Source organism: Nesterenkonia aurantiaca, from assembly GCF_004364585.1.
Lineage (GTDB): Bacteria > Actinomycetota > Actinomycetes > Actinomycetales > Micrococcaceae > Nesterenkonia > Nesterenkonia aurantiaca.
Window position 1 is genome coordinate 416,143 of record NZ_SOAN01000001.1, and the last position, 26,043, is coordinate 442,185.

Annotated in this window: 23 protein-coding genes and 4 riboswitches; of the genes, 7 read left to right on the forward strand and 16 right to left on the reverse strand. The window is 67.1% G+C overall.

Annotation, left to right across the window (positions count from 1 at the left end):
* Positions 1-17: 17 nt before the first annotated feature.
* Together EV640_RS01835 and EV640_RS01840 are read right to left on the reverse strand one after the other, a co-directional pair.
* The gene (locus EV640_RS01835) at positions 18-686 is read right to left on the reverse strand and encodes a methionine ABC transporter permease (RefSeq protein WP_084479442.1); all 669 of its coding nucleotides are present in this window, start codon (positions 684-686) and stop codon (positions 18-20) included.
* A complete protein-coding gene (locus EV640_RS01840; protein ID WP_133725613.1) occupies positions 686-1,582 on the reverse strand; it encodes a methionine ABC transporter ATP-binding protein in 897 nt (298 codons plus the stop codon). Before EV640_RS01840 ends, EV640_RS01835 begins: the two co-directional genes overlap by 1 nt.
* A gap of 7 nt (positions 1,583-1,589) precedes the next feature.
* A riboswitch (SAM riboswitch) is annotated at positions 1,590-1,689 on the reverse strand.
* A 121-nt stretch (positions 1,690-1,810) separates the two neighbouring features.
* Positions 1,811-1,923: riboswitch (SAM riboswitch) on the forward strand.
* Between the two features lie 9 nt (positions 1,924-1,932).
* On the opposite strand from EV640_RS01840, the gene EV640_RS01845 reads away from it, so the two are divergent.
* From EV640_RS01845 to EV640_RS01855, 3 genes are all read left to right on the forward strand, one after another.
* Positions 1,933-2,805, forward strand: a complete 873-nt coding sequence (locus tag EV640_RS01845; RefSeq protein WP_133725614.1) for an ABC transporter ATP-binding protein — start codon at positions 1,933-1,935, stop codon at positions 2,803-2,805.
* Between the two features lie 208 nt (positions 2,806-3,013).
* Positions 3,014-4,090 (forward strand): aliphatic sulfonate ABC transporter substrate-binding protein, encoded by a 1,077-nt coding sequence (locus tag EV640_RS01850; RefSeq protein ID WP_051500990.1) that lies wholly within the window; start codon positions 3,014-3,016, stop codon positions 4,088-4,090.
* A complete protein-coding gene (locus EV640_RS01855) occupies positions 4,087-4,923 on the forward strand; it encodes an ABC transporter permease (protein WP_051500991.1) in 837 nt (278 codons plus the stop codon). The genes EV640_RS01850 and EV640_RS01855 overlap by 4 nt, the downstream gene beginning before the upstream one ends.
* 118 nt (positions 4,924-5,041) lie before the next feature.
* On the opposite strand, the gene EV640_RS01860 is transcribed toward EV640_RS01855, so the two are convergent.
* Together EV640_RS01860 and EV640_RS01865 are read right to left on the reverse strand one after the other, a co-directional pair.
* On the reverse strand, positions 5,042-6,445 hold the full coding sequence (locus EV640_RS01860; RefSeq protein ID WP_036474552.1) for an LLM class flavin-dependent oxidoreductase: 1,404 nt from the start codon (positions 6,443-6,445) through the stop codon (positions 5,042-5,044).
* Positions 6,446-6,456: 11 nt separating this feature from the next.
* Positions 6,457-7,734 (reverse strand): acyl-CoA dehydrogenase family protein, encoded by a 1,278-nt coding sequence (locus tag EV640_RS01865; protein ID WP_133725615.1) that lies wholly within the window; start codon positions 7,732-7,734, stop codon positions 6,457-6,459.
* Between the two features lie 5 nt (positions 7,735-7,739).
* A riboswitch (SAM riboswitch) is annotated at positions 7,740-7,826 on the reverse strand.
* 176 nt (positions 7,827-8,002) lie between these two features.
* Positions 8,003-8,089: riboswitch (SAM riboswitch) on the forward strand.
* A gap of 8 nt (positions 8,090-8,097) precedes the next feature.
* Here EV640_RS01865 and EV640_RS01870 point away from each other — a divergent pair.
* Genes EV640_RS01870 through EV640_RS01885 form a run of 4 tightly spaced genes read left to right on the forward strand, consistent with a single transcriptional unit; the run spans position 8,098 to position 12,556 of the window.
* Entirely contained in the window at positions 8,098-8,628 is a 531-nt protein-coding gene (locus tag EV640_RS01870; protein ID WP_051500992.1) for a flavin reductase family protein, read from the forward strand.
* A 15-nt stretch (positions 8,629-8,643) separates the two neighbouring features.
* Positions 8,644-10,728 (forward strand): acetate--CoA ligase, encoded by a 2,085-nt coding sequence (gene acs / locus EV640_RS01875; protein WP_133725616.1) that lies wholly within the window; start codon positions 8,644-8,646, stop codon positions 10,726-10,728.
* Positions 10,725-12,020, forward strand: a complete 1,296-nt coding sequence (locus EV640_RS01880) for an O-acetylhomoserine aminocarboxypropyltransferase/cysteine synthase family protein (protein ID WP_036474553.1) — start codon at positions 10,725-10,727, stop codon at positions 12,018-12,020. The genes acs and EV640_RS01880 overlap by 4 nt, the downstream gene beginning before the upstream one ends.
* Positions 12,020-12,556 carry a CoA-binding protein gene (locus EV640_RS01885; RefSeq protein WP_084479445.1) on the forward strand — a complete coding sequence of 179 codons (537 nt, stop codon included), beginning with the start codon at positions 12,020-12,022 and terminating at the stop codon, positions 12,554-12,556. The genes EV640_RS01880 and EV640_RS01885 overlap by 1 nt, the downstream gene beginning before the upstream one ends.
* Here the strand turns inward: EV640_RS01885 and EV640_RS01890 are convergent.
* From EV640_RS01890 to phnD, 12 genes are all read right to left on the reverse strand, one after another.
* The gene (locus tag EV640_RS01890; protein WP_036474554.1) at positions 12,522-13,817 is read right to left on the reverse strand and encodes an O-antigen ligase family protein; all 1,296 of its coding nucleotides are present in this window, start codon (positions 13,815-13,817) and stop codon (positions 12,522-12,524) included. The two genes, EV640_RS01885 and EV640_RS01890, sit on opposite strands and share 35 nt — an antisense overlap.
* Positions 13,814-14,467: an arsenate reductase/protein-tyrosine-phosphatase family protein gene (locus tag EV640_RS01895; RefSeq protein WP_036474555.1), complete on the reverse strand. Its 654-nt coding sequence runs from the start codon at positions 14,465-14,467 to the stop codon at positions 13,814-13,816. Before EV640_RS01895 ends, EV640_RS01890 begins: the two co-directional genes overlap by 4 nt.
* Positions 14,464-15,831, reverse strand: coding sequence for a tyrosine-protein kinase domain-containing protein (locus EV640_RS01900; protein ID WP_051500993.1), 1,368 nt, complete (start codon positions 15,829-15,831; stop codon positions 14,464-14,466). The genes EV640_RS01895 and EV640_RS01900 overlap by 4 nt, the downstream gene beginning before the upstream one ends.
* Positions 15,832-16,092: 261 nt before the next feature.
* Positions 16,093-17,694 carry a helix-turn-helix domain-containing protein gene (locus tag EV640_RS01905; RefSeq protein WP_133725617.1) on the reverse strand — a complete coding sequence of 534 codons (1,602 nt, stop codon included), beginning with the start codon at positions 17,692-17,694 and terminating at the stop codon, positions 16,093-16,095.
* Between the two features lie 15 nt (positions 17,695-17,709).
* Positions 17,710-19,062: an ATP-binding protein gene (locus EV640_RS01910; RefSeq protein WP_133725618.1), complete on the reverse strand. Its 1,353-nt coding sequence runs from the start codon at positions 19,060-19,062 to the stop codon at positions 17,710-17,712.
* 217 nt (positions 19,063-19,279) lie between these two features.
* On the reverse strand, positions 19,280-20,569 hold the full coding sequence (locus tag EV640_RS01915; RefSeq protein ID WP_133725619.1) for an adenylosuccinate synthase: 1,290 nt from the start codon (positions 20,567-20,569) through the stop codon (positions 19,280-19,282).
* 107 nt (positions 20,570-20,676) lie between these two features.
* Positions 20,677-21,327, reverse strand: a complete 651-nt coding sequence (locus EV640_RS01920; protein WP_133725620.1) for a thymidine kinase — start codon at positions 21,325-21,327, stop codon at positions 20,677-20,679.
* Between the two features lie 35 nt (positions 21,328-21,362).
* A complete protein-coding gene (locus EV640_RS01925) occupies positions 21,363-21,785 on the reverse strand; it encodes a DUF3151 domain-containing protein (RefSeq protein ID WP_036474557.1) in 423 nt (140 codons plus the stop codon).
* 93 nt (positions 21,786-21,878) lie between these two features.
* Entirely contained in the window at positions 21,879-22,931 is a 1,053-nt protein-coding gene (gene phnE, locus EV640_RS01930; protein ID WP_243832192.1) for a phosphonate ABC transporter, permease protein PhnE, read from the reverse strand.
* Positions 22,928-23,959, reverse strand: a complete 1,032-nt coding sequence (phnE, locus tag EV640_RS01935; protein ID WP_051500995.1) for a phosphonate ABC transporter, permease protein PhnE — start codon at positions 23,957-23,959, stop codon at positions 22,928-22,930. Before phnE (EV640_RS01935) ends, phnE (EV640_RS01930) begins: the two co-directional genes overlap by 4 nt.
* A 3-nt stretch (positions 23,960-23,962) precedes the next feature.
* The gene (phnC, locus tag EV640_RS01940; RefSeq protein ID WP_133725621.1) at positions 23,963-24,832 is read right to left on the reverse strand and encodes a phosphonate ABC transporter ATP-binding protein; all 870 of its coding nucleotides are present in this window, start codon (positions 24,830-24,832) and stop codon (positions 23,963-23,965) included.
* Between the two features lie 115 nt (positions 24,833-24,947).
* Positions 24,948-25,979, reverse strand: a complete 1,032-nt coding sequence (phnD, locus tag EV640_RS01945) for a phosphate/phosphite/phosphonate ABC transporter substrate-binding protein (RefSeq protein WP_036474558.1) — start codon at positions 25,977-25,979, stop codon at positions 24,948-24,950.
* Between the last annotated feature and the right edge of the window lie 64 nt (positions 25,980-26,043).

Genomic DNA, 26,043 nt, shown 5'->3' on the forward strand with positions numbered 1-26,043 from the left:
GCTGGCGCGACTGCCGGTCAGGCGGTGATGCGCCGGTCTGAGGCCCGGGCGAGCCGGGTGCCGGTGAACTGCACCAGGGTCACCAGGAGCACCATCAGCACGATGGCGGCGATCATGGTGGGGGTCTCGTAGCGGTAGTACCCGTAGCGGATCGCGAGGTCTCCGATGCCTCCGCCGCCGACCAGTCCGGACATCGCCGAATAGGAGATGAAGCTGACCGTGGTGATGGTGATCGAGCCGATCAGCCCAGGCTTCGCGTCGACCAGGAGCACGTTGCGGATGATCTGTGCGCGGGTGGCGCCCATCGCCCGGGAGGCCTCCACCGCCCCGGAGCCCAGCTGGGTGATGTTCTGCTCCACCAGGCGGGCGAAGTACGGGATGGCGTTGATCGTGAGCGGCACGATCACCGCGGCGGTGCCCACCGAGGTGCCCACCACGAATCGCGTGAACGGGATGATCGCGATGAGCAGGATCAGGAACGGGAAGGACCGGATCATGTTCACCACCCCAGAGACGAGAGCGTGGGAGCGTGGCCGCGGCGCCAGTCCGTCGGGGGCGTGGACGAAGAGCCAGATGCCCAGCGGGGTGCCCAGCAGGACCGCGAGCGGTATGGCGACCGCGATCATCGCGAAGGTCTCCAGCATGGCCTGGTTGATCTCGGGGAGCCGCTCGATGATGAGATTCATCAGTGCACACCCCCGGTCGACCCGGCCAGCGCGGCGTGCTGCGCGCGGTGCGTCTGGGCCTGTTGCGGGATCTGCTGGTCATGCTGGTCCAGCTCGTCCTCACCGGGACCTGGCAGACCTGCACCCGCGCCGCCGCGGTCCAGTCGAATCCCGTCGCTGAGCAGGTACTTTCCGATGGAGGTTCTCGGATCGAAGCCTTCCCGGAGCAGTTCGCTCGCGGGGAACTCCTCGACCACGCGCCCGTCCTCCATGACCGCGACGTCGTCCGCGAGGGCCTTGATGACCTCCATCTCGTGGGTCACGATCACCACGGTGATGCCGAACTCGCGGTTCACATCCGCGAGGTACTGCAGCACGGTGGCGGTGGTGAAGGGATCCAGGGCGGAGGTCGGCTCGTCGCAGAGCAGCACCTCCGGCTTGGTGGCCAGCGCCCGGGCGATCGCGACCCGCTGCTTCTGACCCCCCGAGAGCTGCGCGGGATAGACCGAGGCCTTGTCCGTGATGTCCACGATCTCCAGCGCCTCCGCGACCCGGCGAAGACGTTCACGGCGGTCCCTGACCCCGGCGAACTTCAGTGACAGCTCGACATTCTGGGCGACGCTGAGGTTGTTCACCAGATTGAATCCCTGAAAGATCATGCCGATCTGGTGCCTGGCCCGGCGCAGGTCGGCGTCGGAGAGGCTGGTCAGCTCGGTGCCGCCGACGCTGACCCGTCCGGAGCTGGGACGCTCCAGCAGATTGATGTTGCGCAGCAGGGTGGACTTGCCGGCTCCGGAGAACCCGATGATCCCTTGGATCTTGCCGCGCGGCACCTCGAGACTGACGTCATCGACCGCTGTCAGCGGCTCTCGGCCGCGGGCGGCGAAGGTCGTCGAGACATGGGACAGGGAAATCATGAGGCATGCTCCATCGGTCCTGGCGTTAGCACCCGGCGGAGGCGATGAAGCCCTCCGGGTTGCTGCGACGTCTTCGAGCCAGATCTCTCAGTCGCTCTGGATGGTTGAACGTCTTCACTGTAGGCGTGAACATAGTGTGGAAGTCAAGTCCGCTTCGGTGTTGCGTTTTATCTCACCAGATGAACTTGACGTTGATGGAATTCCTGGTCGGGGCGTAGGGTGAACCGCGTACCATCCCGAGCGGCCGAGAGATCTGGCTCGTCGACGCCGCAGCAACCCAGGGAGGGACACCTTTGCAAGGGTGTCTTTTCGCCGGGTGCTACCGCCAGGATCGATGGGAGTATCCTCTGATGATTTCGCCTGCCTCCACCCTGACCGCCACCTCCGCAGCAGCACCTGCCGAAGCCTCGAGCGCCCCGCCCGAGACGGCAGCGCCGAGTCGGCGGGACTACACCTCTCTCGACGTCGAGCTCTCTGGCGTCGGCCGGGCATTCGGCTCGCGCACCGTGCTGCGCGATGTCAGCCTGCGGGTCGCCCCCGGCGAGGTGCTCGCAATCCTGGGCTCCTCGGGCTGCGGCAAGTCCACCTTGCTGCGCGCCGTCGGCGGCCTGGATACCGGAAACACCGGTGAGATCCTGATCAACGGCTCCCCGGTGCAGCGCTACGACGAGCGCACCGCGGTCGGATTCCAGGAGCCGCGACTGCTGCCCTGGCGCTCGATCCACAAGAACGTCAGCCTGGGGCTGCCGCGCAGCCTCTCCAAGGCCGAGGGCCGTGAGCGCGTGGATGAGCTCCTGAAGCTGGTCGGGCTGCATGACCGAGCCTCGCTGCGACCCCGGGAGATCTCCGGGGGCATGGCGCAGCGCGCCTCACTGGCCCGCGCCCTGGCCCGCCGCCCCGGGGTGCTGCTGCTCGATGAGCCCTTCGGCGCCCTGGACGCGCTCACCCGGCTGAAGATGCAGGACCTGCTCCTGGATGTGCATGCCCAGACCGGGACCACGGTGCTGCTGGTCACCCACGACGTGGACGAGGCGCTGCAGCTGGCCGATCGGGTGCTGCTCCTGGGGCCGGACCTGGCAGAACCACATCCCGCCGAGGGCGCCACGATCGCGCGGCTCATCAGCGTGCCCGGGCAGCGGCCACGAGATCGCGCCTCCGCAGAGCTCGCTGCACTGCGCGGCGAGCTCTTCTCCGGTCTCGGCGTGGACTCACACAGCCACTGACCGGCACTCTCCACCCACCGATGCGCCAGGCTCAGGTCTGACGCCTCACCGCTGGGCCAGCCCAGGCCGCACCGATCCACCCCGGTGCATTCCGATCCGCGCTCCCCCTGCAGATCCAGCCAGGAGCTTGGCGCCGTTTCTGCGTGACCCTCATGACCAAAAAACACTCACATGCTGTCCATCATTGAAGACCCGAAAGGCCCTCCCCATGCCCAGCACCTCAGCTTCACGCCCCGCACGCGCTCCGCGCTCCGCCGTGAAGGCCATCTCCGCTGCCGCCGCGCTCGCCCTGCTCGCCACCGGCTGCGGCGAGGGCGGCGAGGATGATCAGCTGGAGACGCTGAACATCGACTTCGCCACGTACAACCCGTTGAGCCTGATCATCCTGGAGAACGGCTGGCTGGAGGAAGAGCTCGAGGAGCTCGACGTCGACGTGCAGTGGGTGCAGTCCCAGGGGTCGAACCGCGCGAACGAGAACCTGCGGGCGGGCAACATCCACGTCGGGTCCACCGCCGGTTCCGCCGCGCTGCTCAACCGCGCCGTGGGCGCCGACACTCACACCATCCTGATCGAGAACCAGCCCGAGTGGTCCGCGCTGGTGACCCAGGAGGGTTCCGAGATCGAGTCCGTGGAGGACCTCGAGGGAGCCTCGATCGCGGCCACCCTGGCGACCGATCCCTACTTCTTCATGGCACGTGCCCTGCAGGAGGCCGGGCTGAGCGTGGACGACGTCGAGGTCCAGGCGCTGCAACATGCTGACGGCCGGCAGGCGCTGGAGAACGGCGACGTGGACGCCTGGGCCGGACTGGATCCGATCATGGCCGGGGCTGAGGCCGAGGGCGCGCAGCTGCTCTACCGCAACGTCGACTTCAACACCTACTCGGTGATCAACGCCACCGGTGACTTCGTGGAGAACCACCCCGACGTCGCCCAGATCGTGGTCAACGTCTACGAGCAGGCTCGCGAATGGGCGAACGAGAACCCCGAGGGCACCGCCGAGATCCTCGCCGAGTATGCCGGGATCGAGCTGGAGATCGCCGAGGCGGTCATCACCGAGCGCACCAACTTCGAGGTGGACCCGGTGCCAGGCGATGACGTCTATGCCGCCATGGAGGCTGCCGGACCATTCTTCGTGGAGAACGGCGATGTGGACAGCCAGGAGGCGGTGGATGAGGCGCTGGATTCGCTGTTCTACACCGATTTCGCGGAGAACCGCGAGGCCACCGAGGCCGAGGGCACCGAGAACGCCGCAGACGAGGCAGATATCGAGGAGGAGGACGAGTGAGCAGCACCCTAGACACCCCCACGGCGGCAGCACCCGCAGACGGGCCCGGGGGCTCACCGCAGCGGCGCGCCCGGCGCGGACTGCCCGGCGGCGGACTGCTGATCGGCGCCGTCGTCCCGGTGCTGCTGCTGGCACTCTGGTGGCTGGTCACCGAGGTCACCGGCACCTTCACCGCCATCCAGCTGCCTGCCCCACAGGCGGTCCTGAGCGCCGGCGTCGGGCTCTTCGAGTCCGGGGACCTCTTCGAGCACATGGGGATCTCGCTGCAGCGGGTGCTGATCGGCTTCGGGATCGGTGCCGGGCTGGGGCTGGCGCTGGGCTCGCTGCTCGGGCTCTCCGCCATCGCAGACAAGCTGCTGAATCCCACCGTGGGAGCCTTCCGCGCCGTGCCCTCGCTGGCCTGGGTGCCGCTGCTGCTGCTCTGGGTTGGGATCGGTGAGGATTCGAAGGTGATCCTGATCGCGATCGGCGCATTCTTCCCGGTGTTCACCGCGATCCACTCCGCGCTGCGACACGTGGACGCGCAGCTCGTGGAAGCCGGCCGCGCCTTCGGGTTCCACGGACTTCGACTGCTGGGCACCGTCCAGCTGCCCGCCGTGGTGCCCAGCGTATTCTCCGGACTGCGTCTGGGCCTGGCCCAGGCCTGGCTGTTCCTGGTCGCCGCCGAGCTGCTCGCCGCCGCCGAGGGACTGGGCTTCCTGCTCACCGAATCGCAGAACAACGGTCGCACCGACCGGCTGCTGCTGGCCATCGTGCTGCTGGCGCTGCTGGGCAAGCTCACCGACACCCTGCTCGGGGTCCTCGAGCGCAAGGCGCTCAAGACCTGGGCCTAGCCGCTCCCCCACTCCCCCCGACCGGGGCTTCCGCGTTCTGCCCGCTGCACCGACGGCGAGGCAGGACGCAGAGGCCCCGGTCTCGCGTTGCGAGCCGGGTCTCGCGCTGCGGGCCGGGTCAGCTCTTGCGGCGGAGCTGGAACTGCGAGGCGTGGTGCTCCTGCGGCAGGTGGTCACCGGCGCCGAAGAGCTTATTGCGCAGCGTGCCCGGGGTGTATTCGGTCTTATAGCGACCGAGCTTCTGCAGCTCGGGCACCACATGCTCGACCACGTCGATGAACGTGCCCGGAGTGATGTGATAAGCCAGGTTGAACCCGTCCACATCGGTCTCCTCCTGCCATTCGATGAGCTGCTGTGCGGCGCTCGGGCCGTCGCCGATGATCACCGGGCCGAAGCCGCCGACGCCGACCCACTCGGCCAGCTGACGGACCGTCCAGACCTCGTCCTCCCGGCCCGAGGCCTTCTGGAAGGTCTCCACGGTGGACTGGATGGCGTTGGACTTCACGTCACCGATCGGCTGGTCGAGATCGAACTGGCTCAGGTCGATGCCCATCCAGCCTGACATCAGCACCAGTCCGCCCTCGGCGTCGATGTACTGGGTGAGGTCCTCGTACTTGGCCTGGGCGGCGGCGTCGTCGGGACCGGTGACGATGGTCTGCATCGCGAAGATCCGCACCGAGTAGGGATCACGTCCGGCCTCGGCCACCGCCGCGCGGATCTTGGCCACGGAGGCCTTGGCCAGCTCCTTGGTGGGTGGGTTGATGAACACCGCCTCGGCGTGCTTGCCGGCGAAGGCGCGACCGCGGGTAGAGGCCCCGGCCTGGTAGATCACCGGGGTGCGCTGCGGGGAGGGCTCCACCACGCCGATGCCGGGGGTCTTGAAGAACTCACCGTGGTGTTCGATCCGGTGGACCTTCGCCGGGTCGGTGAAGACCCCGGAGGCCTTGTCGGCGAGGACGGCGTCATCCTCCCAGGAGCCTTCGAGCAGCTTGTAGACGACGTCGAGGTACTCCTCGGCGTGGTCATAGCGGCGATCGTGCTCCATCTGATCGTCCTGGCCCATGTTCTGCGCGGCAGAGGGCAGATAGCCGGTGACCACGTTCCAGCCCACGCGGCCGCCGGTGAGGTGATCCAGGGTGCCCAGTCGCCGGGAGAACGGGTAGGGGTGCTCATAGGCGGTGCCGGCGGTGATGCCGAAGCCCAGGTTCTTCGTCACCGCTGCCATCGCTGAGACCAGCAGGAACGGATCCTGCAGCGGGATCTGCGCGCCGGAGCGCAGGGCGGCCTCCGGGTTCGAGCCGAAGACGTCGTAGGGGCCGAGCACGTCGGCGATGAAGAGGCCGTCGAAGAGCCCGCGCTCCAGGATCTGCGCCACCTCGGTCCAGTACCCGATGGTGTTGTAGTCCCGGGCGCGGTCTTCGGGGTGGCGCCACAGTCCCGGGGACTGATGCACCACGCAGTTCATGTCGAAGGCGTTGAAGAGGATCTCGCGTGTGCCGGACTCAGTAGTCGGGAAGGTCATTCGTTGGTCTCCTAGGACGTCGGGTCGGTGGTCTGGATCAGGTTCTGCACATCGGCGGGGGCGGACTCCCCCGCGGCATCGGGCTCGCCGACGCTCCACAGCCGCACCGGCTCGGTGCCGTTGACCCGGTGGTCTCCGGCGATCCGAGCCTTATAGACCCAGGGGTTGTGGCTGGTGACGGTGCGGGCGTTGCGCCAGTGCCGGTCCAGGCTTCGGGACTGGCTCGCCCCGGAGGCGCCGAGGACATCGAAGATCCGGGTGACCGCCTCCAGCACGGGGCGGTGCAGCGCCACCTGGGCGCGTCCTGTGGCCAGCTCCACCGCATTGGCAGCCTCGATCTGGGCATCGCTGGCACTGCTTCGCTCGGCGAAGGCCGCATCCAGGCTCGCCGCGGTGGCGAGGACCTGCGCACGCGCCAGCGCCGCCACCGCATCCACCTCACCGACGGCCTGCAGCAGCTGCGGGTCGGTGCGCGGGGTGCGAGTGTTGGCGTGGGAGAAGGTCCGCGAGCGCTCATGCAGCAGCGCGGCCGCGTCACGGGCCGCGGCCTCGGCGACACCGGCAAGCACGATCAGCAGAAAGTGCTGGTACAGCGCGGTCTGATACGGGAAGCGGTCACTCAGCCCGCGCAGCTCGGCCTCCTCCACCACGGCGTCGGTCAGCCGGGCGGTGCCTGATCCGGTGGTGCGCTGACCGAAACCGTCCCAGTCGTCGTCGATCTCCACGCCGGGCTGGTCCCGGCGCACCAGCACCGCAAGCTCATTGCCGGCGGCATCCCGGGCGGTGACGTCGAGCCAGTCCGCGAAGATGGCCCCCGTGGTGTAGTACTTCACCCCGTTGACCACGTGCCCGTGGGCGTTCTCGCCGACCACAGTGCCGGACTGGTGGAAGCCACCCTTCCCCGGCTCGGTCCAGGCGTTGCCGACCAACTCTCCCGCCACCAGCCGCGCAAGCCAGCGCTGCACGACGGGCCCGGCCTCGGGCGCAGAACCAGGTTCGGCACCTGAGCGCCACAGCAGATCCTCCTGGACCGCGAAGTGGCCGCGCAGCACCTGCGGGATGTTGCTGTCCTGGGCTGCGAGCTCCACAAGGACCTCGGTGGTCTGAACCCAGTCCAGTCCGTGGCCCCCGGCCGACTCGGGCACCCGAAGCCGTCCGATGCCGCAGGAGACGAGCTCCCTGACCTCACTGCGGGCGAGTTCCCGGCTGCGCTCTCGGTCGAGCGCGGAGAGCCCCACGCGCTCGATGGCGTCGCGAAGAATCTGGGGCACAGGCAGTTGAATGTTCATTCTTTCCTCCATCGATTCTGGCGGTAGCACCCGGCATTCCCGGGTTGCTGCGACGTCTGCGGGCCAGATCCCTCGGTCGCTCTGGATGGTGATGACGCTAAATATAGAGTGCGCAAGGACTGATTCGTCAAGTTCACATGACGCCGCACGTCTGAACTCTGCCGCTGCTGCACACTTCCGGACTGCGTCTGGCGGCGGAATGTCATGTGGCGTCTCACAGTGCGAGCGATTCTTGCTGGTCGGCGGGACCACGCGTAGCGTGGACCTGTAACCATCCCGAGCGGCTGAGAGATCTGGCTCAGAGATGCCGCAGCAACCCGGATACGCCGGGTGCTAACGCCAGGACCGATGGAGTTGATTCGCATGTCTGTCCCTGCACGCACCCTCGAGAATCCCACCGCAGCATCTCGCGTGGACTCCTTCGCGCTGCGCCATGCCCTGGCGCAGTTCCCGCAGGGGATCGTCGCGGTCGGCGCGGAGATTGACGGGACCCCCGAGGCGATCATCGCGTCCACCTTCACAGTGGGCGTCTCGCTGGAACCGCCCCTGGTCACCCTGGCGGTGCAGCACAATTCCTCCACCTGGCCGAAGCTCGAGCGCAGCGGCGGGGAACTGGGCATCTCGGTGCTCGGCCGCGATCAGAACGGGCTGTGCCGGCAGATCGCCTCGAAGGACCGCGCCAACCGCTTCACCGGGGTGGACTACCAGCTCCAGGGCTCGGCGCTGCTGCTCGAGGGCGTGCCGATGTGGCTGCGCACCCGGATCTATGACCAGGTCCGCGCCGGGGACCACGACATCATCGTGCTCGAGATCCTGGACCTGGGCTTCACCGAGGGTGCTGCCGGGCTGGTCTTCCACCAGCACGAGTTCAAGACCCTGGCCCCGTTGAGCTGACCCGGAGGACCCTTCTTGACCACCCACCCTCGCTCCACCGTGCCCGCAGACGCGAGCGTCCCGGAAGATCCGGCGCATCCCGCCGACGTGCACACCTGGGCGGATCCGCAGGATGAGGACCAACGTCTGGCCTTCTGGTCCGCCGCGGCGAACCTGCTGGACTGGTCCACCCCCTGGGAGACCACCCATTCCTGGACCCCGCCGAACTCGGTGACCCGACGCGGCCCGAAGATCGGCTGGTACGAGGGCGGAACGCTCAACGCCGCGGTGAACTGCGTGGACCGCCATGTCGCGGCCGGACGCGGGGAGAAGATCGCGCTGCACTTTGAGGGCGAGCCGGGAGACCGCGCAGACGTCAGCTACGCCGAGCTGGGCCGGCGGGTCAACCGGGCGGCGAATGCGCTGAGCGCCATGGGGGTCGCCCGTGGGGATCGCGTGGTGATCTATCTGCCGGTGCTGGTCGAGACCATCGTGGTCACCCTGGCCTGCGCCCGGATCGGCGCGGTGCACTCGCTGGTCTTCGGCGGCTTCTCCGCGGAGGCGCTGAAGTTCCGGGTCGAGGACACCGGTGCGAAGCTGCTGGTCACCACCGATGGTCAATACCGCCGCGGCAAGGCGGTGCCGGTGAAGGCCAATGCTGATGCCGCCGTCGCCGAGGCCACGGCCGAGCACGGCGGCAACCTCGAGCACGTCCTGGTGATCCGGCGCACCGGTTCGGTCGTGGAATGGACCCCGGGACGGGACCTCTGGTGGCATGAGGTGGTGGAGACCGCCTCTGCCGAGCACATCCCGGAGTTCTTCGACGCCGAGAACGAGCTGTTCATCATGTACACCTCCGGGACCACCGGAAGGCCCAAGGGTCTGGTGCATACCACCGGCGGCTACCTCACCGGTGCGCTCTACAGCTACCTGCGGCTCTTCGCCCACCCCGATCCGGCCCGGCGCGAGAAGGACGTCCACTGGTGCACCGCCGACCTGGCCTGGGTCACCGCGCACACCTATGAGATCTACGGGCCGCTGGCCGCTGGTGCGACCCAGGTGATCTTCGAGGGCACCCCCAACACCCCGCACGAGGGCCGCCACTTCGAGATCATCGAACGCCATCACGTCACCACCTACTACACCGCCCCCACCCTGGTGCGCTCCCTGATGGGCTGGTTCCCGGAGGGGGTCCCGGCGCAGTACGACCTCTCCTCGGTCCGACTCGCCGGCACCGTGGGCGAGGCCGTCAACCCCGAGGCCTGGCACTGGATCCGCCGTGAGATCGGTCGAGACACCACCGACGACGCCGGCCGACCGGCGCTTCCGATGGTGGACACCTGGTGGCAGTCCGAATCCGGGTCCACGGTGCTCTCCCCGCGCCCGGAGGACGCTGGGCTCAAGCCGGGGGCCGCGACCCGCGAGCTGCCGGGCTGGGGCGCCGCCGTCGTGGACGAGGCCGGACACCCGGTGGCCGCCGGCACCCAGGGCAACATCGTGTTGACCCACACCGGGCCTTCGATGGCCCGGACCGTCTGGGGAGATCCTGAGCGGTACTTCACCTCCTATTGGGAGAAGTACGCCGATCGGGGCTGGTTCCTCGCCGGAGACGGGGCACGGAAGGATCAGGATGGGGACATCTGGATCCTGGGCCGCATCGATGACGTCATCAACATCTCCGGCCATCGGCTCTCGACCATCGAGATCGAATCCGCACTGATCGCGCACCCCGATGTGGTCGAGGCCGGGGTCTGCCCGGTGTTCGATGAGATGACCGGGCACGCCGCCGTCGCCTTCACCGTCCTGAGCACCGCCGCCCGCCAGCGGCTTCAGGCCGCCGGGGGTGAGGGAAGCCAGGCCGAGCGGGAGCTGCTCGCGGCGCTGCGCAGCCATGTGGGCGAGGTGATCGGCCCGGTGGCGAAACCCCGCACGGTGATCCCGGTGCCGGAGGTGCCCAAGACCCGCTCCGGGAAGATCATGCGCCGACTGCTGACCCAGCTCCATGACGGGCAGAGGCTGGGAGACACCACAAGCCTGCAGAATGAACCCTGTGTACCGAGGATCCAAGAGATCTGCCAACGGCGCGGGACCGCGCCGAGGAGAGAAGAGGTAGCTACATGAGCGATCGCCAGTTCGGCTTCCGCACCCGCGCCCTGCACGCCGGGGCCGTCCCCGATGCCGTCTACGGATCGCGTGCCGTGCCCATCCATCAGTCCACCTCCTTCGTGTTCAAGGACACCGACGACGCCGCGAACCTCTTCGCGCTGCAGAAGTACGGCAACATCTACTCTCGGATCGGCAACCCCACGGTCTCGGCGCTGGAGGAACGCGTCGCCTCGCTGGAGGGCGGCATCGGAGCGGTGGCCACCGCCTCCGGGATGAGCGCCGAGTTCCTGGTCTTCGCCGCACTCTGCGGCTCCGGGGACCACATCGTGGCCAGCTCGAAGCTCTACGGCGGCACGATCACCCAGCTCGACGTCACGCTGCGCCGCTTCGGGATCGAGACCACCTTCGTGGACTCGCTGGAGCCGGCGGACTACGAGGCCGCGATGCAGGAGAACACCAAGGTGGTCTATACCGAGGTCGTCGCGAACCCCAGCTCAGACATCGCTGACCTGCGCGGACTCTCCGAGGTCGCGCATCGGCACGGCGTACCCCTGGTGGTGGACTCCACGCTGACCACCCCGTATCTGATCCGGCCCTTCGAGCACGGCGCGGACATCGTGATCCATTCGGTCACCAAGTTCATGGGCGGTCACGGCACCACGCTGGGCGGGGTGATCGTGGAGTCCGGCGAGTTCCCCTGGGACAACGGCAACTTCCCGGCGATGACCGAACCGGTGGCCTCCTACGGCGGGCTCTCCTGGTGGGGCAACTTCGGCGAATACGGCTTCCTCACCAAGCTGCGTGCCGAGCAGCTGCGCGACATCGGGCCCTCGCTGGGCCCGCAGGCCGCATTCAACCTCATCCAGGGCATCGAGACCCTGCCGCAGCGGATCGACGAGCACGTGGCCAACGCCCAGAAGGTCGCGGAATGGCTCGAGGCCGATGACCGGGTGGACTACGTCAACTACGCCGGGCTGCCTTCCCACGCCGACCACGATCGGGCCAAAGAGATGCTGCCCAAGGGTGTGGGCTCAGTGTTCAGCTTCGGCATCCGCGGCGGCCGGGCCACCGGCGCCCGGTTCATCGAGTCCCTGCAGCTGGCCAGCCACCTTGCCAACGTCGGTGATGTGCGCACCCTGATCCTGCACCCGGGCTCCACCACCCACCAGCAGCTCTCCCCGGAGCAGATGGCCGCAGCCGGGATCCCGGAGGACCTGATCCGGATCTCAGTCGGCATCGAGGATGTCGATGACATCATCTGGGACCTGGACCAGGCGCTGAACACCGCAGTCGAAGGAGACAAGTGATGAGCGAACAGACCTTGCAGCACGACGACGAGGCCCAGGCCGAGCATCCCCATGGCCGCTGGGAGGCGCCGTCGCCCTCACGCCGACTCCAGCTGCTGCGCAGCGCCTCCTCGGTGGCGATCGTGGGCATGTCGGACAAGCCGGCTCGAGCCAGCTACTTTGTGGCGACCTACCTGTTGAGCTCCTCGAGCTACACGGTCTACTTCGTGAACCCCAGGCTCGAGGAGGTGCTGGGCCAGCCGGTCTACGCCTCGCTGAAGGACCTCCCCGAGGTGCCCGACATCGTGGACATCTTCCGCCGCCCAGACGACGTCCCGCAGATCGCCCAGGAGGCGGCCGAGATCGGCGCCAAGACGATCTGGGCCCAGCTGGGCATCGAGTCTGAGCAGGCCATGCAGCTGGCCCAGGACGCTGGGCTCAACGCAGTGCAGAACCGGTGCATCAAGATCGAGCACGGTCGCTTCCACGGCAACCTCCACCTGGCCGGCTTCAACACCGGGGTCATCTCTGCGAAGCGGCAGATCCTCGACCGTTGAGTGCGGCAGACACCGAGGGCGCGGCACTTCGAGACGCTGTCTCCTGGTGCTGCGCCCGCTCCCTCCGGTGCCTCAGCAGCCCGAAGAACACCGTGAACAGCGCAAAGCTGCCGAAGTGGTTGTAGTTGATGAACAGGAACTCTGTGGGTGAGGCGATCAGGAAGATCACCAGGACCATGAGCAGCCCGACCCCGGTGCGGGTGTCCGTGGTGCGGGCGAAGAGGTACGCCGCACCGGTGGTGTAGCCCAGCACCAGGATCAGCAGCCCCAGCCCCAGCAGCCCGAGGTCGACCGCGGTCTGGATATAGGAGTTGTGGAAATGCGCGATCTCGTAGTTCTCGAACTCGGGCACATACAGGCTGGGAATGGCGCCCTGCGCTGAGTTGAAATACCCGGTGAACCCCCAGCCGGTCACAGGCCGCTCGCCGATCGCGCGCACCCCCCATTCCCAGAGCACGGTGCGCCCGGTCAGGGTCGGATCTCGTCCGATCATCTCCAGCAGCGGAACCCAGACCTGGTTCAGCACGGCTCCGCCCGCCACTCCCACCGGAACCAGCACGGCGAGCAGCGCGCCCAGCGGGATCCTGGGCACCAGCAGCTGAGCCAGCGGTACGATGATCACTGCGGCACCTGCGAGCAGGACTCCGGTCGCCGAGCCGGCCCAGAGCACGAAGATGATGAAGACCGCGAGCATCAGCACTCGGCGGAGGCCGCGCAGCAGCGTCATGGCCAGCACAGCGCCGGTGGCCGCATAGAAGCCCGCCATGATGTTGTGCTGGAAGAAACCGCGGATCGGGTCGCCGCCGAGCAGGTTCGAGCGCGCGTGAGGGTCGAAGCCCAACACCTGGTCATAACCCATCAGGGCCCCGGCCATGCCGGCCAGGACCAGCACGCTGAGCACCTTCAGGAACATCCTCGCGAGCTGCTGCAGCGAGTATTCAGCGGCCAGCAAGCACGCGATGAGGATGTTTCCCGCTGCCATGACCCCATAGACCAGGGAGTCCGTGGGCGAGACCGACCAGGCGGCGCTGAGCACCACGAGCCCGCCTATCCCGAGGGCGATCGCGACCGGGACCGGGGTCAGGGCTCGGGAGCTCAGCAGGACCAGCACGGAGAGCAGGTGAAGCAGGATCCAGCTGGCGGAGAAGATCGCGTTGTCCCCGATGGTGCCAGAGGGGTCGAACGGGATGAGGATGACGGCGTTCGCCCCCAGGGTGCAGGCGATATAGAGGTAGAAGAACCAGGTCCGCAGCGACCTCACCAAGGCACGCCCTGGGCGAGCTTCCGCACCGACCCGTGGATGCGCGCGAGGGACTCACGGACCTGTTCGGCCGACTCCCGGTAGACCTTCGGCCCATGACCGTAGGGGTCGAGCACGTCCACGGTCTCCGGATGCCGGGGCGGCGTCATGCCACGCTGGGCCGCGGCGCGCTGGACTCCCTGGCGGAGCTGGTCCGCCAGTGCCGGCGAGCCGGCACCGGAGCCAGGTGCGGGCAGGGGTCGGAACTGATCCGCCGATGTCCGCTCGACACCTTCGAGCAGGTCCGCGAACTCGGTCAGCAGAAAGGTCGTTCGTGATGCCCGTGGTGACGCGCGGACCACCTCGCTGCGGTGCTCGCGGGCCATGGCCAGCACCAGGTCGGCCTCCTCGACCATCTCGGGGGTGAGCTGCCTGGCCGTGTGGTCGGTGGCGTGGGCCCCGAGTCTCACGGTGAGCGCCGCGGCCTGCTCATCCATGGGCGATCCCTCCAGTGCCCGGGTGCCCGCGCTGGTGATCACCACCGCGGAACGCCAGGACTCTCCGGCCTGATCGATCGTGGTCTGCAGCAGCTGCGCGGTCTGCGGCGAGCGGCAGACGTTTCCGGTGCAGACCACCAGGACCCGGAACGGGGTGTCAGGGGCCGGGGTCATCGCGCATCCACCTTGGCCTCCGCCACGCGCGAGGGCATCACACCGGCGTAGCCACCGGCGTCCTGCGTGGGCAGCATCGTGGGCACCAGCCCGAACAAGGGCACGTCCACGATGCGCACCGCCTCGATGGCCTTCTGCAGCTGTGGCTTATGCACCTTGCCCATCCCCACGACCATCAGCAGTCCGGAGCACAGGGCTCCGAGCACGCGGGCATCGCTGACGGGCAGCAGCGGCGGAGCGTCGAAGATCACGATCTCGTACTCCCGCTGCAGTGCCGCGACCAGCTCCGCCATGGCCTCGGAGCCGAGAAGCTCGAGGGGATTCGGGGGCACCGTCCCGGCCGGGAGCATCTCCAGCCCGTCAGGTCCCCAGTACTGGATGACCTCAGGCAGCTCCACGCGTCCGCGGAGCACATCGGTGAGCCCCACCGCGCCCTCAAGCCCGAGCATCTGGGCGGCCCGGGGCCTGCGCAGGTCAGCATCGACCAGCAGGACCCGCTGACCGGCGGCGCGCAGGCTGATCGCAAGGTTGACCGCGATCGAGGACTTTCCCTCCCCCTGGACCGAGGAGGTGATCACGAAACTGCGCGCAGACTGCCCTACGCCGAGGAACTGCAGGTTGGTGCCCAGCGTGCTGAAGGACTCGGCCAGGGGGCTCCCCACCTCGGCCTGCACGACGAGCTGACCCTTCTGAAGCTGGTGGTCGAAGGGCACGCCGCCGAGCTGCGCCAGATCGCTGACCTCGCCGAGGTCGTCCTCACTTCGCACCCGGGTGTCCAGGACCTCACGCAGCGCCAGGATCACGATTCCCAGGGCGAGGCCGGCCAGCAGACCCAGTCCAAGAAGGCTGATCGGCTGCGGGAAGCTGGGCCCTTCCGGGGCGAAGGGCTCCTCCACGGTGGTCAGGGTGACGTTTCCGCCGCCCTCCGTCGAGGTCGTGAGGCCCTGGACCACGTCGTCGAGCGCCGCGGTCATCGAGCTGGCGATCGCGGCGGCCTGCTCGGGGTCCTCATCGGCGACGGTGACCTCCAGAATCACCGTACCGGTCTGTGCGGCCACGCTGACCCGTTCGGAGAGCTCGCGCGGAGTGTCCTCCAGGGCCAGCTCCTCCACCACGGGACCGAGCACGGCTGAGCTCTGGGCGAGCTCGACGAAGCTGCGCACGAGTTCCTGGCTGTAGATCGACCGCTGGCTGAGGTCGTAGGCCTCGGCATCCTCCACCGAGACGTAGATGCGGGTCTCTGCCTCATAGGTCGCTGGCAGCAGCACAAGCAGAGCGGCCGCGGCCCCGACCATCACCACCACCGCGAGGACCAGGGTCAGCCATCCTCGCTTGAGGACCCGAACATATTGTTGGAGCTCCATTGCAAGACCTGCTCCTAGAGAGAAATGACGGCTTTGAAATCAGATTACGGTGCAGAATGCAGATCGAAAAGGGTTTCTTAGAAAACGCCAAGGTCAGTGTGACGCTGACAGGTCCGTCTGGGATCTGACGGCCTGCTGTTCTGCCTCGATCCAGTGCCGAAGGACGATCTGCAGGTTTTTCGCGTGGACCTGGTAGGTATCACCAGGCCCCCGCAGGCCCGATTGATGAATCAGCGGAGCTCGCTCGAGGCCAGCGGCATTTCAGTTCCCGCAGGAGCCCTCGCGGAGTCTGTGTCGGATTTCATGCCTCGACGTGACGTCGAACTTGGTCAGCGCATTGCGCACATGAAAGTCGACGGTTCGCACCGAGACCCCCAGATCTTCGGCCATCTCTCGGTTGGTCCAGCCATCGGCGATGAGCACCGCGACCTGGCGTTCACGCGCAGACAGGCCTTCCAAGGGTCCAGCGACCTCACCAACGATCTCGGTGCGAACCGTATTCATAGAAATCGCCGTTCTCGGCGCAGTGGAGGCCTGGACTGGAGCTGACTTCTGGACGCGCAGCGGGCCTCTTCGCGCGGCGGTCGAGGTGAGACGCGGCCTCAGGACGGAGAGCTGTTCCACCGCAAGCTTCAACAGACCTGGTGAACCCACGCTGGTGAACAGGGCGGCGCTGCGCTCCAGGCCGTCGATGACCGTGGCGCGGTGACGCTTCAGCTCGTGTGGATAGGCCGAGATCAATGCGCCCATGTCCAGGAAGTTGAAGGCCTGAAACAGACGGTGACCGCCGCATTCGGAGACCTGCTGAACAGAATGGATCGGCGGCGCTGCATCAAGCCACTCATAGACACGCAAGAACCGCCTCATTGCTTCGGTGGGGTCATGCGACTCCCACGCCTGGAACGCCTCCATATAGTCGATGACGGTGTCCTGGAACTTGATGCTCACCGGGCAGTCTCCCCTCCAGATGAGGCGCTGAAGCGGAGGGATCAGTGAACCGAGACCCGCGTAGTGCGCGGCCCGGATCAGCAGCAGGATGGAGTCCGTGCCGACGTTCCACCACCCTCCGGACTCATCTCGCAGGCGGAGCAGGTGCTTCACGGCCTGCTCGTGGTCGGCCTCCACCATCGCCTTCCACGCATGAAGGCGCTCCAGGCTCGCCGCGACCAACACTCCTGCGTCCTTGCGCACCGCGGTGATCTCGGAGACCATCGGCGCGACCTCGTCGTATCGACCTCTGCTGACCGGGACCAATGCCCAGGTCAGGTATGCCACAAGCGCAGTGGCGTCCTCTCGACCCAACAGCGCGCGGTCTGCGGCGGAGGCGGCGACGTCCTGGGACTCCTCCCACCGACCCGCCATGAACAGGACCTGAGCCAGCTGCGCCTTGGCGTAGGTCAGAAAGGGCACATCCGGTGACACCGTCGTGACGGAGCTCAGATCCGCATAGGCGCCGGCAGGATCACCCAGCTGACGGAGCCGCGCTCCCCTCGCGGCACGCAGGCCCACTTCGAAGATTCTGGAATGCGGGATGCTCTGGAGGCGCTGAATCTCGCGGGAGACATCTTCCTGCACCTTATGGCTCCTGCGCGGATCTCTGCCGTCGAACTCTCGCCACACCGAGATGAACGCGCGCAGCCCGGCAGCCTGCGCGCGCTCCCACTCCAACGCTGCGCGCGGGAGGCTCCCGCAGCGATCTTCCTCGAGGAGCTGGCTGACGTGCTCTTCCTGGAGCGTCAGCAGGCGGATGGCGGCCAGTTTCACCGCCTTCGCGCGCCCAGGGAGTCCGCTGATTCCCAGCTGTGCCGACACCAGTCCCACGGCATGGGCATAGATCAGTGCCGCCGGGTCCTCCACTGCCACTTGGGCCTGCAGCTCCTATGACACGACCGCTTCCTGCAGATCATCGCGGTCGAGCGCGACCAGGGCTAGCCCAGCCTGACGCAGCGGCCCGGGCAGGAGTCGTCGGATCGCAGAATCGAAGACGGTGATGCAGTCGAGGTGCCCCAAGGGAACTCCCAGGTGGAGCAGGTCCTGGAGAGCCTGTGCGTCAGGAGACATCCTGGCGACGCTGAGAAACTGCTGGAACGCCGACTCGAGGTCTCCGCGCAGCAGAGCCTCGGTGGCTGCCCGACGCAGATCCAGGACCAGCACGCCGATCGGTTCAGCGCCCGGGAGCAGTCGCGCGATCTCTGTCCGGTGGTGGAGACTCTGAACCTCGTCACCCAAGCCGGCCAGTTCACGGTGGAGTTCGCCCAGCTCATTCGGGGACATCAGTTCCAGGATCGCCTCGCCGATGAGCTCGCTGCGAATCTTGTGGCCGAAGAGACGCTCATCCCAGGCAGCAAGTCCCGACTCCAACACGCCTGAGAGATCTGCCGGTGAGTCCAACACCTTGGCGATCTGGTGCCTGCTGAGCGGCACCTGTGACACGGCGAGTATCCGCAGGACCCTGAGGGTCTCGTCGGAGAGCGGTACGAGTGCGTCTTCGAAGCCTCTGCGCATCCACTGGGCTGCACGTCCTGCCTTGGCCGCGGCCAGTGAGACCGCGAGTCTCCGGCTCCCGATGGGGGTTGCGGCAAGATGCTGTCCGATCTCGTGGACGAGCACCGGGTAACCGGAGGTCTCCTGCTGCACCGTCTCGATGGCCCCGGTGTTGAGCGGCGTATTCAGGTACTGCTGGAGAAGCTCCCGGGTCTGCGCGAAGTTGAAGGGCTCTACCCTGATGTAGTTGCCGTTCGGGGCGTTCCGCGCGAAGGCGCTGAGCCGATTGACCTCTGGCCGAGCGGACGGGCGGCCAGACATCAGCACCAGAATCGCAGCGTCGCGCAGCAACGTGCAGATGCGCAGCAGCGCCTCGGCTGACTCGGCGTCGATCCATTGCGTGTTGATCAGCGTGATCACGGTGGGCCGGCGCAAGCTCTGCGCGCGCTGCAGTCCCTCGGCGACACATCCGTCGACGCTCTGACCATTCAGCTCGATTTCCGGAGGTAGTACCAGACGCCGCAGGAGCTCTCCGGAGACATCGCTCTGCTCCCGCTCCAGGACTATGACGATCTCTCGCCAGTCCTCGTGGCCCGTCAAGGCATCGCAAAGCAGGGCCCCCTTGCCCACCCCGGCGAACCCCTCGAGATAGACGACCTGAGCTCGGCGCCGGGCCGCCTGACTCGCCGCCCTCCGAATCAGGGCGATCTCCTCAGCCCGATCCACGCGAGGACTGCCTGCACTCACAGAATCTCCTCAAGCTGTCGAAAGCAACTTGAGTCACATTACAGGTCTAATTTTCATTTATCTACAACTTTTGAAAAATAGATAAAATAATAAGTGAAGCCAAATTATCCGACACTCTAGGAAAATACTGGGAGTACTAAAATTTCTTTTACCGTTAGACTGGATGACCAAAATTTTAGTGGTGACACAGAGAGGAGAACCCTAGGATTCCGGCGGATCAGTCTTCGATCAGGTCGTGGATCGCGATCACCTGGTCGCGGCCGGGGCCGACACCTACGCCAGAGATCCGGCAGCCGCTGAGCTTCTCCAGCGCGAGCACGTAGTTCCGTGCGTTGACCGGCAGGTCCTCCAGCGTGCGGGCACCGGAGATGTCTTCGGTCCAGCCCGGGTAGTTCTCGAAGACCGGCTTGGCGTGGTGGAACTCGGTCTGGGTCATCGGCATCTCGTCATGACGGACACCGTCGACCTCATAGGCCACACAGACCGGTATCTCTTCGATGCCGGTGAGCACGTCGAGCTTGGTCAGGAAGAAGTCGGTGAAGCCGTTGATGCGGGCGGCGTAGCGCGCCATCACGGCGTCGTACCAGCCGCAGCGCCGCGGACGTCCGGTGTTGACGCCGAACTCCCCGCCGGTCTTCTGCAGGTACTCGCCCCACTCGTCGAAGAGCTCGGTCGGGAACGGTCCAGCGCCCACCCGTGTGGTGTAGGCCTTGACGATGCCGATCGAGCGCTTGATCCGGGTCGGGCCGATGCCCGAGCCGACGGAGGCGCCGCCCGCCGTCGGGTTGGAGGACGTCACGAACGGGTAGGTGCCGTGGTCGACGTCGAGGTAGGTCGCCTGGCCGCCCTCCATCAGGACCACTTCGCCCCGGTCCAGCGCGTCGTTGAGCAGGATGGTGGTGTCCACGACCATGGGCCGCAGCCTCTCGGCGAAGTCAAGGAAGTACTCGGCGATCTCGTCGACGGCGATGGCCCGGCGGTTGTAGAGCTTGACCAGGAGCTCGTTCTTCTGCCGCAGCGCCCCCTCGATCTTCTGCCGCAGAATCGATTCATCGAAGATGTCTTGGACTCGGATGCCCAGGCGGGCCACCTTGTCCATGTAGGTGGGGCCGATGCCGCGGCCGGTGGTGCCGATGGCGCGCTTGCCCAGGAATCGCTCGGTGACCTTGTCCATGGTCTGGTGATAGGGCGCGACCAGGTGAGCGTTCGCCGAGATCTTGAGCTTGGAGGTGTCCGCGCCGCGCGCTTCGAGGCCGTCGATCTCGTGGAAGAGCGCCTCAAGGTTCACCACGACGCCGTTGCCGATCACCGGCACGGCGTTCGGGGAGAGGATCCCGGCGGGAAGGAGCTTGAGCTCGAACTTCTCGCCGCCGACGACGACGGTGTGGCCTGCGTTGTTGCCGCCATTTGGCTTCACCACGTAGTCGACTCGTGAACCGAGCAGGTCCGTGGCTTTGCCCTTACCTTCGTCGCCCCACTGGGCTCCGACGATCACAATGGCTGGCATGGCAGTCCTTTCCCGAGCTGAGCTGGTCTGGGAGCACCCGCAACCGCAAAGGCGTCCCTGTAGATCCTACCAACGTCGTTCGACACCAGGTTTGGTCCTGACACGCCTCAGCCCAGCCGGCCGCCGGAGGCCTCCAGATAGCAGGCGGCACAGAGGGATTCGTACCAGATGTCGGTTCCATCGATCGCCACCTGATCACCATCGAAGATGATCGCCTCCCCTGCCCGGCGCGTGTTGAACACAGCCTTGCGCCCGCAGCGACAGATGGTCTTGAGCTCCTCGAGCGCGTGGGCGAGATCCATCAGACGGGCGGAGCCGGGGAAGGCCATCGTCCGGAAGTCCGTGCGGATGCCGTAGGCGAGGACCGGGACGTCATCGAGCACGGCGATGCGGAGCAGGTCCTCCACCTGCGCCGGGGTGAGGAACTGGGCCTCATCCACCAGCAGGCAGGCCACCGGCTTGATCTGCCGGTTCAAGGCACCGGACTCGGCTTCCATGTCATCGAGCAGCGTCCCCGGCGTGGTCCCGGCCGCGTGCTGGGCCACCAGTTCGCGCAGCGGAGACTGTGGCGGGATCAGGAAGTCGACATTGCGGGTCACCCCGAGGCGGGAGACGATCTCATCCTCACCCTTGGTATCGACCTGGGGCTTTGCCAGCAGCACCCGCTGGCCGCGTTCCTCGTAGTTGAACGCGGCCTGCAGCAGCCCGGTGGACTTGCCTGAATTCATCGCGCCATAGCGGAAGTAGAGCTTCGCCATTCTCAGAACAACCCTTCAGCTGGGCACCGCAGGGGTCAGCGAAGCCGGCTGATGGCCTCGGGTGCGGAGGGGTCGCAGTCGCGCAGCAGCGTGGTGATGCGTTCCACCTCGGCGGTCTCGCCGATCGCGGCGGCTGCCTGGCCCAGTGCACCCAGGGCGCGCAGGAAGCCGCGGTTGGGCTCGTGGCTCCACGGCACGGGTCCGGCGCCGCGCCAGCCGGAGCGGCGCAGAGTATCGAGGCCGCGGTGATAGCCGACCCGGGCATAGGCGTAGCCCTCCACGGTGTAGCCCTGATCCAGTGCGTCCTCGGCGAGCAGCGCCCAGACCAGGGAGGACTCCGGGTGCTTGGCCGCGAGGTCGACCGGCTCCTCGCCGGTGGCCAGCGATTCCGAGACTTCGGGCTCTGCCGGAAGCAGCGTGGGCTCCGGCTCCATCAAATTTTGACCAACGATGCTCATGGGCACATCCTACTGCCAAGAATCCCTCGCCGAATTCGCATCCAGGGCGGTTCCGGCAGGGGCTGCAGCGCCCGAGCGGAGGGCGGATCCCGGTCAGAGTCCGGCGGCGGCCCGGGTCGACTTCGGGGCCGGGTCGTCCTCGACCGAGGCGCCGCTGACCGGGCCGGGAGTGGGGGCGCCGCCGTCGTCGTCGTCCTCCTGTGGCGCTCCCCCACCGTTGCGGATCCTCGCGCCATGGATCACGCGGTGCCGGATGAACGCGGAGATCTGATCCACCACCATGGTGACCAGGATGATGACGACCAGAACGATGCCGATCCGGTCCCAGTCACGGGCGCCGAACACTGTGGAGAGCAGCGAGCCGATGCCGCCGGCGCCCAGCACGCCGAGGATCGCCGAGGCGCGGATGTTGACCTCGAAGCGGTAGAGCCAGATCGCGATGACCTCCGGCATGACCTGAGGCAGCACGGCCCAACGGATCAGCTGCAGGTGGTTGCTGCCCGAGGCCCGGGAGGACTCCAGCGGGCCGCCGTCCACCGCTTCGATGGCTTCGGAGATCAGCTTCGAGAGGGTGCCGATGGAGCTGACGCCCAGCGCCATGGCGCCGGCGAGGGCTCCGCCGCCGCCGGAGCCGAAGCCGAAGAGCGGGAGCATGATGGCGATGGCGAAGATGATCTCGGGCACCGCCCGGATCACCGAGAGGACGAAGCGGACCACCACGTAGATCGGCAGCGGGGACATGTTGCGCGCCGCCATGAAGCCCAGCGGCAGGGAGAACAGCGCGCCAACCATGGTGCCGACCCAGGCGATCGCCACGGACTCGAACATCGCGTCGAAGGACTGGCTCCAGTAGCCGGCCACGGTCTCATCCGGGATCTGGAAGACGCCGGAGGCCATGAGCCTGCCGTATTGGATGATGCTGGCCGGCAGGTCCAGCAGCGCGCGGACGTCCATGCCGGTCCCGTAGATCGCGGCGATGAAGAGGATGCCCACCACGAGCATTCCGGCGTTGTAGCCGAGCCTGGAGGGCCGGACGGGGCGCCGGTCCAGCGCATCCGGAGCGAAGCGCGGTTCAGGGCTGGACTCGGGGCGGGACTCGGGACGGGAGGCGCTTCCCGGCCCGGCGTTGATCTTTCTGGTGCTCACAGCAGCTTCCTCCGGATGTACATGGAGAACATGTCGACCAGCAGCACCACGACGATCAGAGCGATCAGGATGGCGGCGACGTTCTCGAAGGCGAAGCGGTTCAGCTGCAGCATGATGGCCGAGCCGATGCCGCCCACCCCGACGATGCCCAGAGCGGCCGAGGCGCGGATGTTCAGCTCGAAGACGTAGAGCCCGTAGGACACGAATCCGGGCAGCACCTGGGGCAGGATGGCGAGCCGGTTGCGCTGGGTCAGGTTGGCCCCCGCGGCGTCGGCGGCCTCCACCGGGCCGGGGTTCACCGAGTCGATGGTCTCGCTGAGCAACTTGGCCACGATGCCGATGTTGAACATCAGCAGCGCCAGGACGCCGGCCATCGGGCCCAGCCCGTGGGCGGTGCCGCCGATGAATGCGACGAAGAGCAGCGCCCAGCCGACGTCGGGGATGGAGCGGATCACCGAGTTGACGGCCTTGATCGCCTGCGAGACGCCCTTGTTTGGGCTGGAGACCGGGGAGGCGAGCATGGCCAGCACCAGGCCGATGGCGCAGCCGATGAGGGTGGCGACCACTGCCATCGAGATGGTGATCAGCCACTGGTCCCGGACCGTCCAGATGTAGCTCCAGTTCGGATCCAGGAACGCACGGAGCCGGGGCTCCACGTTGGACCAGCGGCTGGGGATCTCCAAGAGCGTGAAGTTCACCGTGGAGCCGGCCCAATAGCTCATCGTGATGAAGGCCAGCGCGCCGAAGCCGCCCATGGTGCCGACCCGGGCTCGGTAGCAGACCAGCAGCGTCAGCAGCATCACCGCCAGCCCGATCACCGGGTACAGCGGGGCCCAGAGGGTCACGAAGCCCAGCGGGATCAGCAGGATCTCGCCGGAGTCCCGGGTGACCCAGAAGATGATGAACGCGAGGACGGCGAGCCCGGCCAGGCCGAGATAGACCAGCCCGCTGGGCTTTGGTGCTTCGGGGCGGGCTGTCACCGCGCGGGTGGCGGAGCCACGAGTGGCTTCATCGGCGGTGGTGGTCACGCGTCAGTCCTGGGCCTTCGCGGCGGGGACGGAGCGTTCGGTGACGGCGCCCTCGGTGGCAGAGTCCCTGGCGGCGGCGTCTCCAGCGGCAGAGCTCTCGGCGGCGGCGTCTCCAGCGACGATGTCCTCAGCGGTCAGCGAGCGCTGGTAGACCTCTTCGATGACCGCATCGGTGGCTTCTTCCACGGGGCCGTCGAAGACCACCTCGCCGGCGCGCATCCCGATGATCCGGTCGGCGTAGCTGCGTGCCAGGTCCAGGTGGTGCATGTTCACGATGGTGGTGATGCCCAGCTCCTGCTGGATTCGGCGCAGGTCGCGCATCACCTTGTGTGCGGTGGGCGGATCCAGCGAGGCGACCGGTTCATCGGCGAGGATCACCTCGGGATCCTGGGCGAGCACGCGGGCGATGGCCACGCGCTGCTGCTGGCCGCCGGAGAGCGAGGAGGCGCGCATATAGGCCTTGTCCACGATCCCCACGCGCTCCAGGGACTTGAAGGCGAGCTCCTTGTCCTCGGCGCGGTACCAGCCGAGCAGCGAACGCCAGGTGGGCGTCTCTGCGGAACGTCCCACCAGCACGTTGTTGAGCACCGAGACCCGGGTGACCAGGTTGAAGGACTGGAAGATCATGCCTACCCGGGAGCGCAGCCGGCGCAGCTTGGCCTTGCTGCGCGGGTCCACGACCTCGTCGCCGACTTTCAGGGTGCCCGAGGTGAACGGGACCAGCCCATTGACCGTGCGGATCAGCGTGGACTTGCCCGCGCCGGAGAGCCCGACGATGGCCACGAACTCGCCCTTGTCGATCTGCAGGTTGACGTTGCTCAGCCCCTTGAAGCCATTGGGGTAGACGACGTCGATGTTCTCGAAGGTGATCATGATCTGGTGTCCTCGCCGGGTCCGGGTGCGCAGCTCACGCCTCAAGCGTAAGAGCCGCACACCCGGGCTGCCGGCCGAAGCAGGACTGTTTCCTCTCAGAAGGGGTTGCTAGCGGTCACTCATCGCCGAAGTCGTTGTAGACCTGGCGAGCGCCGTCGAGCGCCTCCTCGTCGGCTTCGACCATCCCCTCGATCTCGTAGACCTCGTCGAGTGCGGCCAGACCGTCCTCGTCCTCGGCGACCGCGAGCCAGGCCTCGGTCAGCACGGCCTGCTCGTCCTCGGTGAATTCGGAGGAGACCACGATGCCGTCATTCGGGATCGGTCCGGCCCAGGCGAAGACGACGACCTCTTCGCCCACATCGGGGTTCTCGGCGACGACGTTCTGGCGAGCGTCATCGAAGGAGGTGCCGATCGTGGCGCTGTCGTTGTAGACGTTGATCACCGAGTTGTCGTGGCTGCCGGCGAACTGCTCGTCGATGTCACCCTCGCCTGGGGCGAAGCCGAGCAGATCGTTGAGCTGGGTGGCCGGGTAGTAGTAGCCCGAGGCGGAGCCCTGGTCCACGTAGGAGACCGTGGTGCCCTCTTCGATCATCTCCAGGGCCTCTTCGCCTACGGCGCCGGGCTCGGCCTCATCGGTGCCGTTGCAGAAGAGCATGGTGTTGCCCTCGTCGTCAGGGACGTCGACGGGCTCGTCCATGCAGTAGGTGTCAGGGTCATTGGTGAACCACTGGGTGACGTAGACGTCGGAGCCGTAGCGGATCGACTGGGTGATCGGCACGGCATCGGCCTGTTCCTCGGCCTGGATCATGCCCACCGGGCCCGACATGACGACCTGCGCATCGCCGGTCTGCATCGCGGTGATGGCGCCCAGGTAGTCCTGGGTCTCCTCTGCGCGGACCGGGAAGCCCTCGAGTGCGTCACTGAGCGCATCCGCCAGCGGCTCCGCGCTCTCCACTATGTTGTCGACGTCGTTGGAGGGGACGAGCGCGATGACGATCTCATCGACGCTGGTGATCGCCGCCGCCTCGGAGTCGCCCGCCTCAGCATCCTCCTCGCCGCCGGTCTCGCCCTCATCGGCCACACAGCCGGCCATGGTCAGGGTCAGCACACTCGCCAGCGCGAACGTGGACAGGGTCTTCTTACGCATATGAAATTTCCTCTTCATCAAGGTGCCAGGGCGACCTCGGTGCTGCGCCTCACCGCACCGAGGG

What these genes read in the sequence shown, in the direction of transcription:
- EV640_RS01880 (WP_036474553.1), top strand. Translation starts at nt 10,725, where the DNA reads ATGAGCGATCGCCAGTTCGGCTTCCGCACCCGCGCCCTGCACGCCGGG.
- EV640_RS01860 (WP_036474552.1), bottom strand. Translation starts at nt 6,445, where the DNA reads ATGACCTTCCCGACTACTGAGTCCGGCACACGCGAGATCCTCTTCAAC.
- EV640_RS01895 (WP_036474555.1), bottom strand. Translation starts at nt 14,467, where the DNA reads ATGACCCCGGCCCCTGACACCCCGTTCCGGGTCCTGGTGGTCTGCACC.
- EV640_RS01835 (WP_084479442.1), bottom strand. Translation starts at nt 686, where the DNA reads ATGAATCTCATCATCGAGCGGCTCCCCGAGATCAACCAGGCCATGCTG.
- EV640_RS01920 (WP_133725620.1), bottom strand. Translation starts at nt 21,327, where the DNA reads ATGGCGAAGCTCTACTTCCGCTATGGCGCGATGAATTCAGGCAAGTCC.
- EV640_RS01870 (WP_051500992.1), top strand. Translation starts at nt 8,098, where the DNA reads ATGTCTGTCCCTGCACGCACCCTCGAGAATCCCACCGCAGCATCTCGC.
- EV640_RS01845 (WP_133725614.1), top strand. Translation starts at nt 1,933, where the DNA reads ATGATTTCGCCTGCCTCCACCCTGACCGCCACCTCCGCAGCAGCACCT.
- EV640_RS01850 (WP_051500990.1), top strand. Translation starts at nt 3,014, where the DNA reads ATGCCCAGCACCTCAGCTTCACGCCCCGCACGCGCTCCGCGCTCCGCC.
- EV640_RS01885 (WP_084479445.1), top strand. Translation starts at nt 12,020, where the DNA reads ATGAGCGAACAGACCTTGCAGCACGACGACGAGGCCCAGGCCGAGCAT.
- phnD (WP_036474558.1), bottom strand. Translation starts at nt 25,979, where the DNA reads ATGCGTAAGAAGACCCTGTCCACGTTCGCGCTGGCGAGTGTGCTGACC.
- EV640_RS01840 (WP_133725613.1), bottom strand. Translation starts at nt 1,582, where the DNA reads ATGATTTCCCTGTCCCATGTCTCGACGACCTTCGCCGCCCGCGGCCGA.
- EV640_RS01865 (WP_133725615.1), bottom strand. Translation starts at nt 7,734, where the DNA reads ATGAACATTCAACTGCCTGTGCCCCAGATTCTTCGCGACGCCATCGAG.
- EV640_RS01925 (WP_036474557.1), bottom strand. Translation starts at nt 21,785, where the DNA reads ATGAGCATCGTTGGTCAAAATTTGATGGAGCCGGAGCCCACGCTGCTT.
- phnC (WP_133725621.1), bottom strand. Translation starts at nt 24,832, where the DNA reads ATGATCACCTTCGAGAACATCGACGTCGTCTACCCCAATGGCTTCAAG.
- EV640_RS01915 (WP_133725619.1), bottom strand. Translation starts at nt 20,569, where the DNA reads ATGCCAGCCATTGTGATCGTCGGAGCCCAGTGGGGCGACGAAGGTAAG.
- EV640_RS01900 (WP_051500993.1), bottom strand. Translation starts at nt 15,831, where the DNA reads ATGGAGCTCCAACAATATGTTCGGGTCCTCAAGCGAGGATGGCTGACC.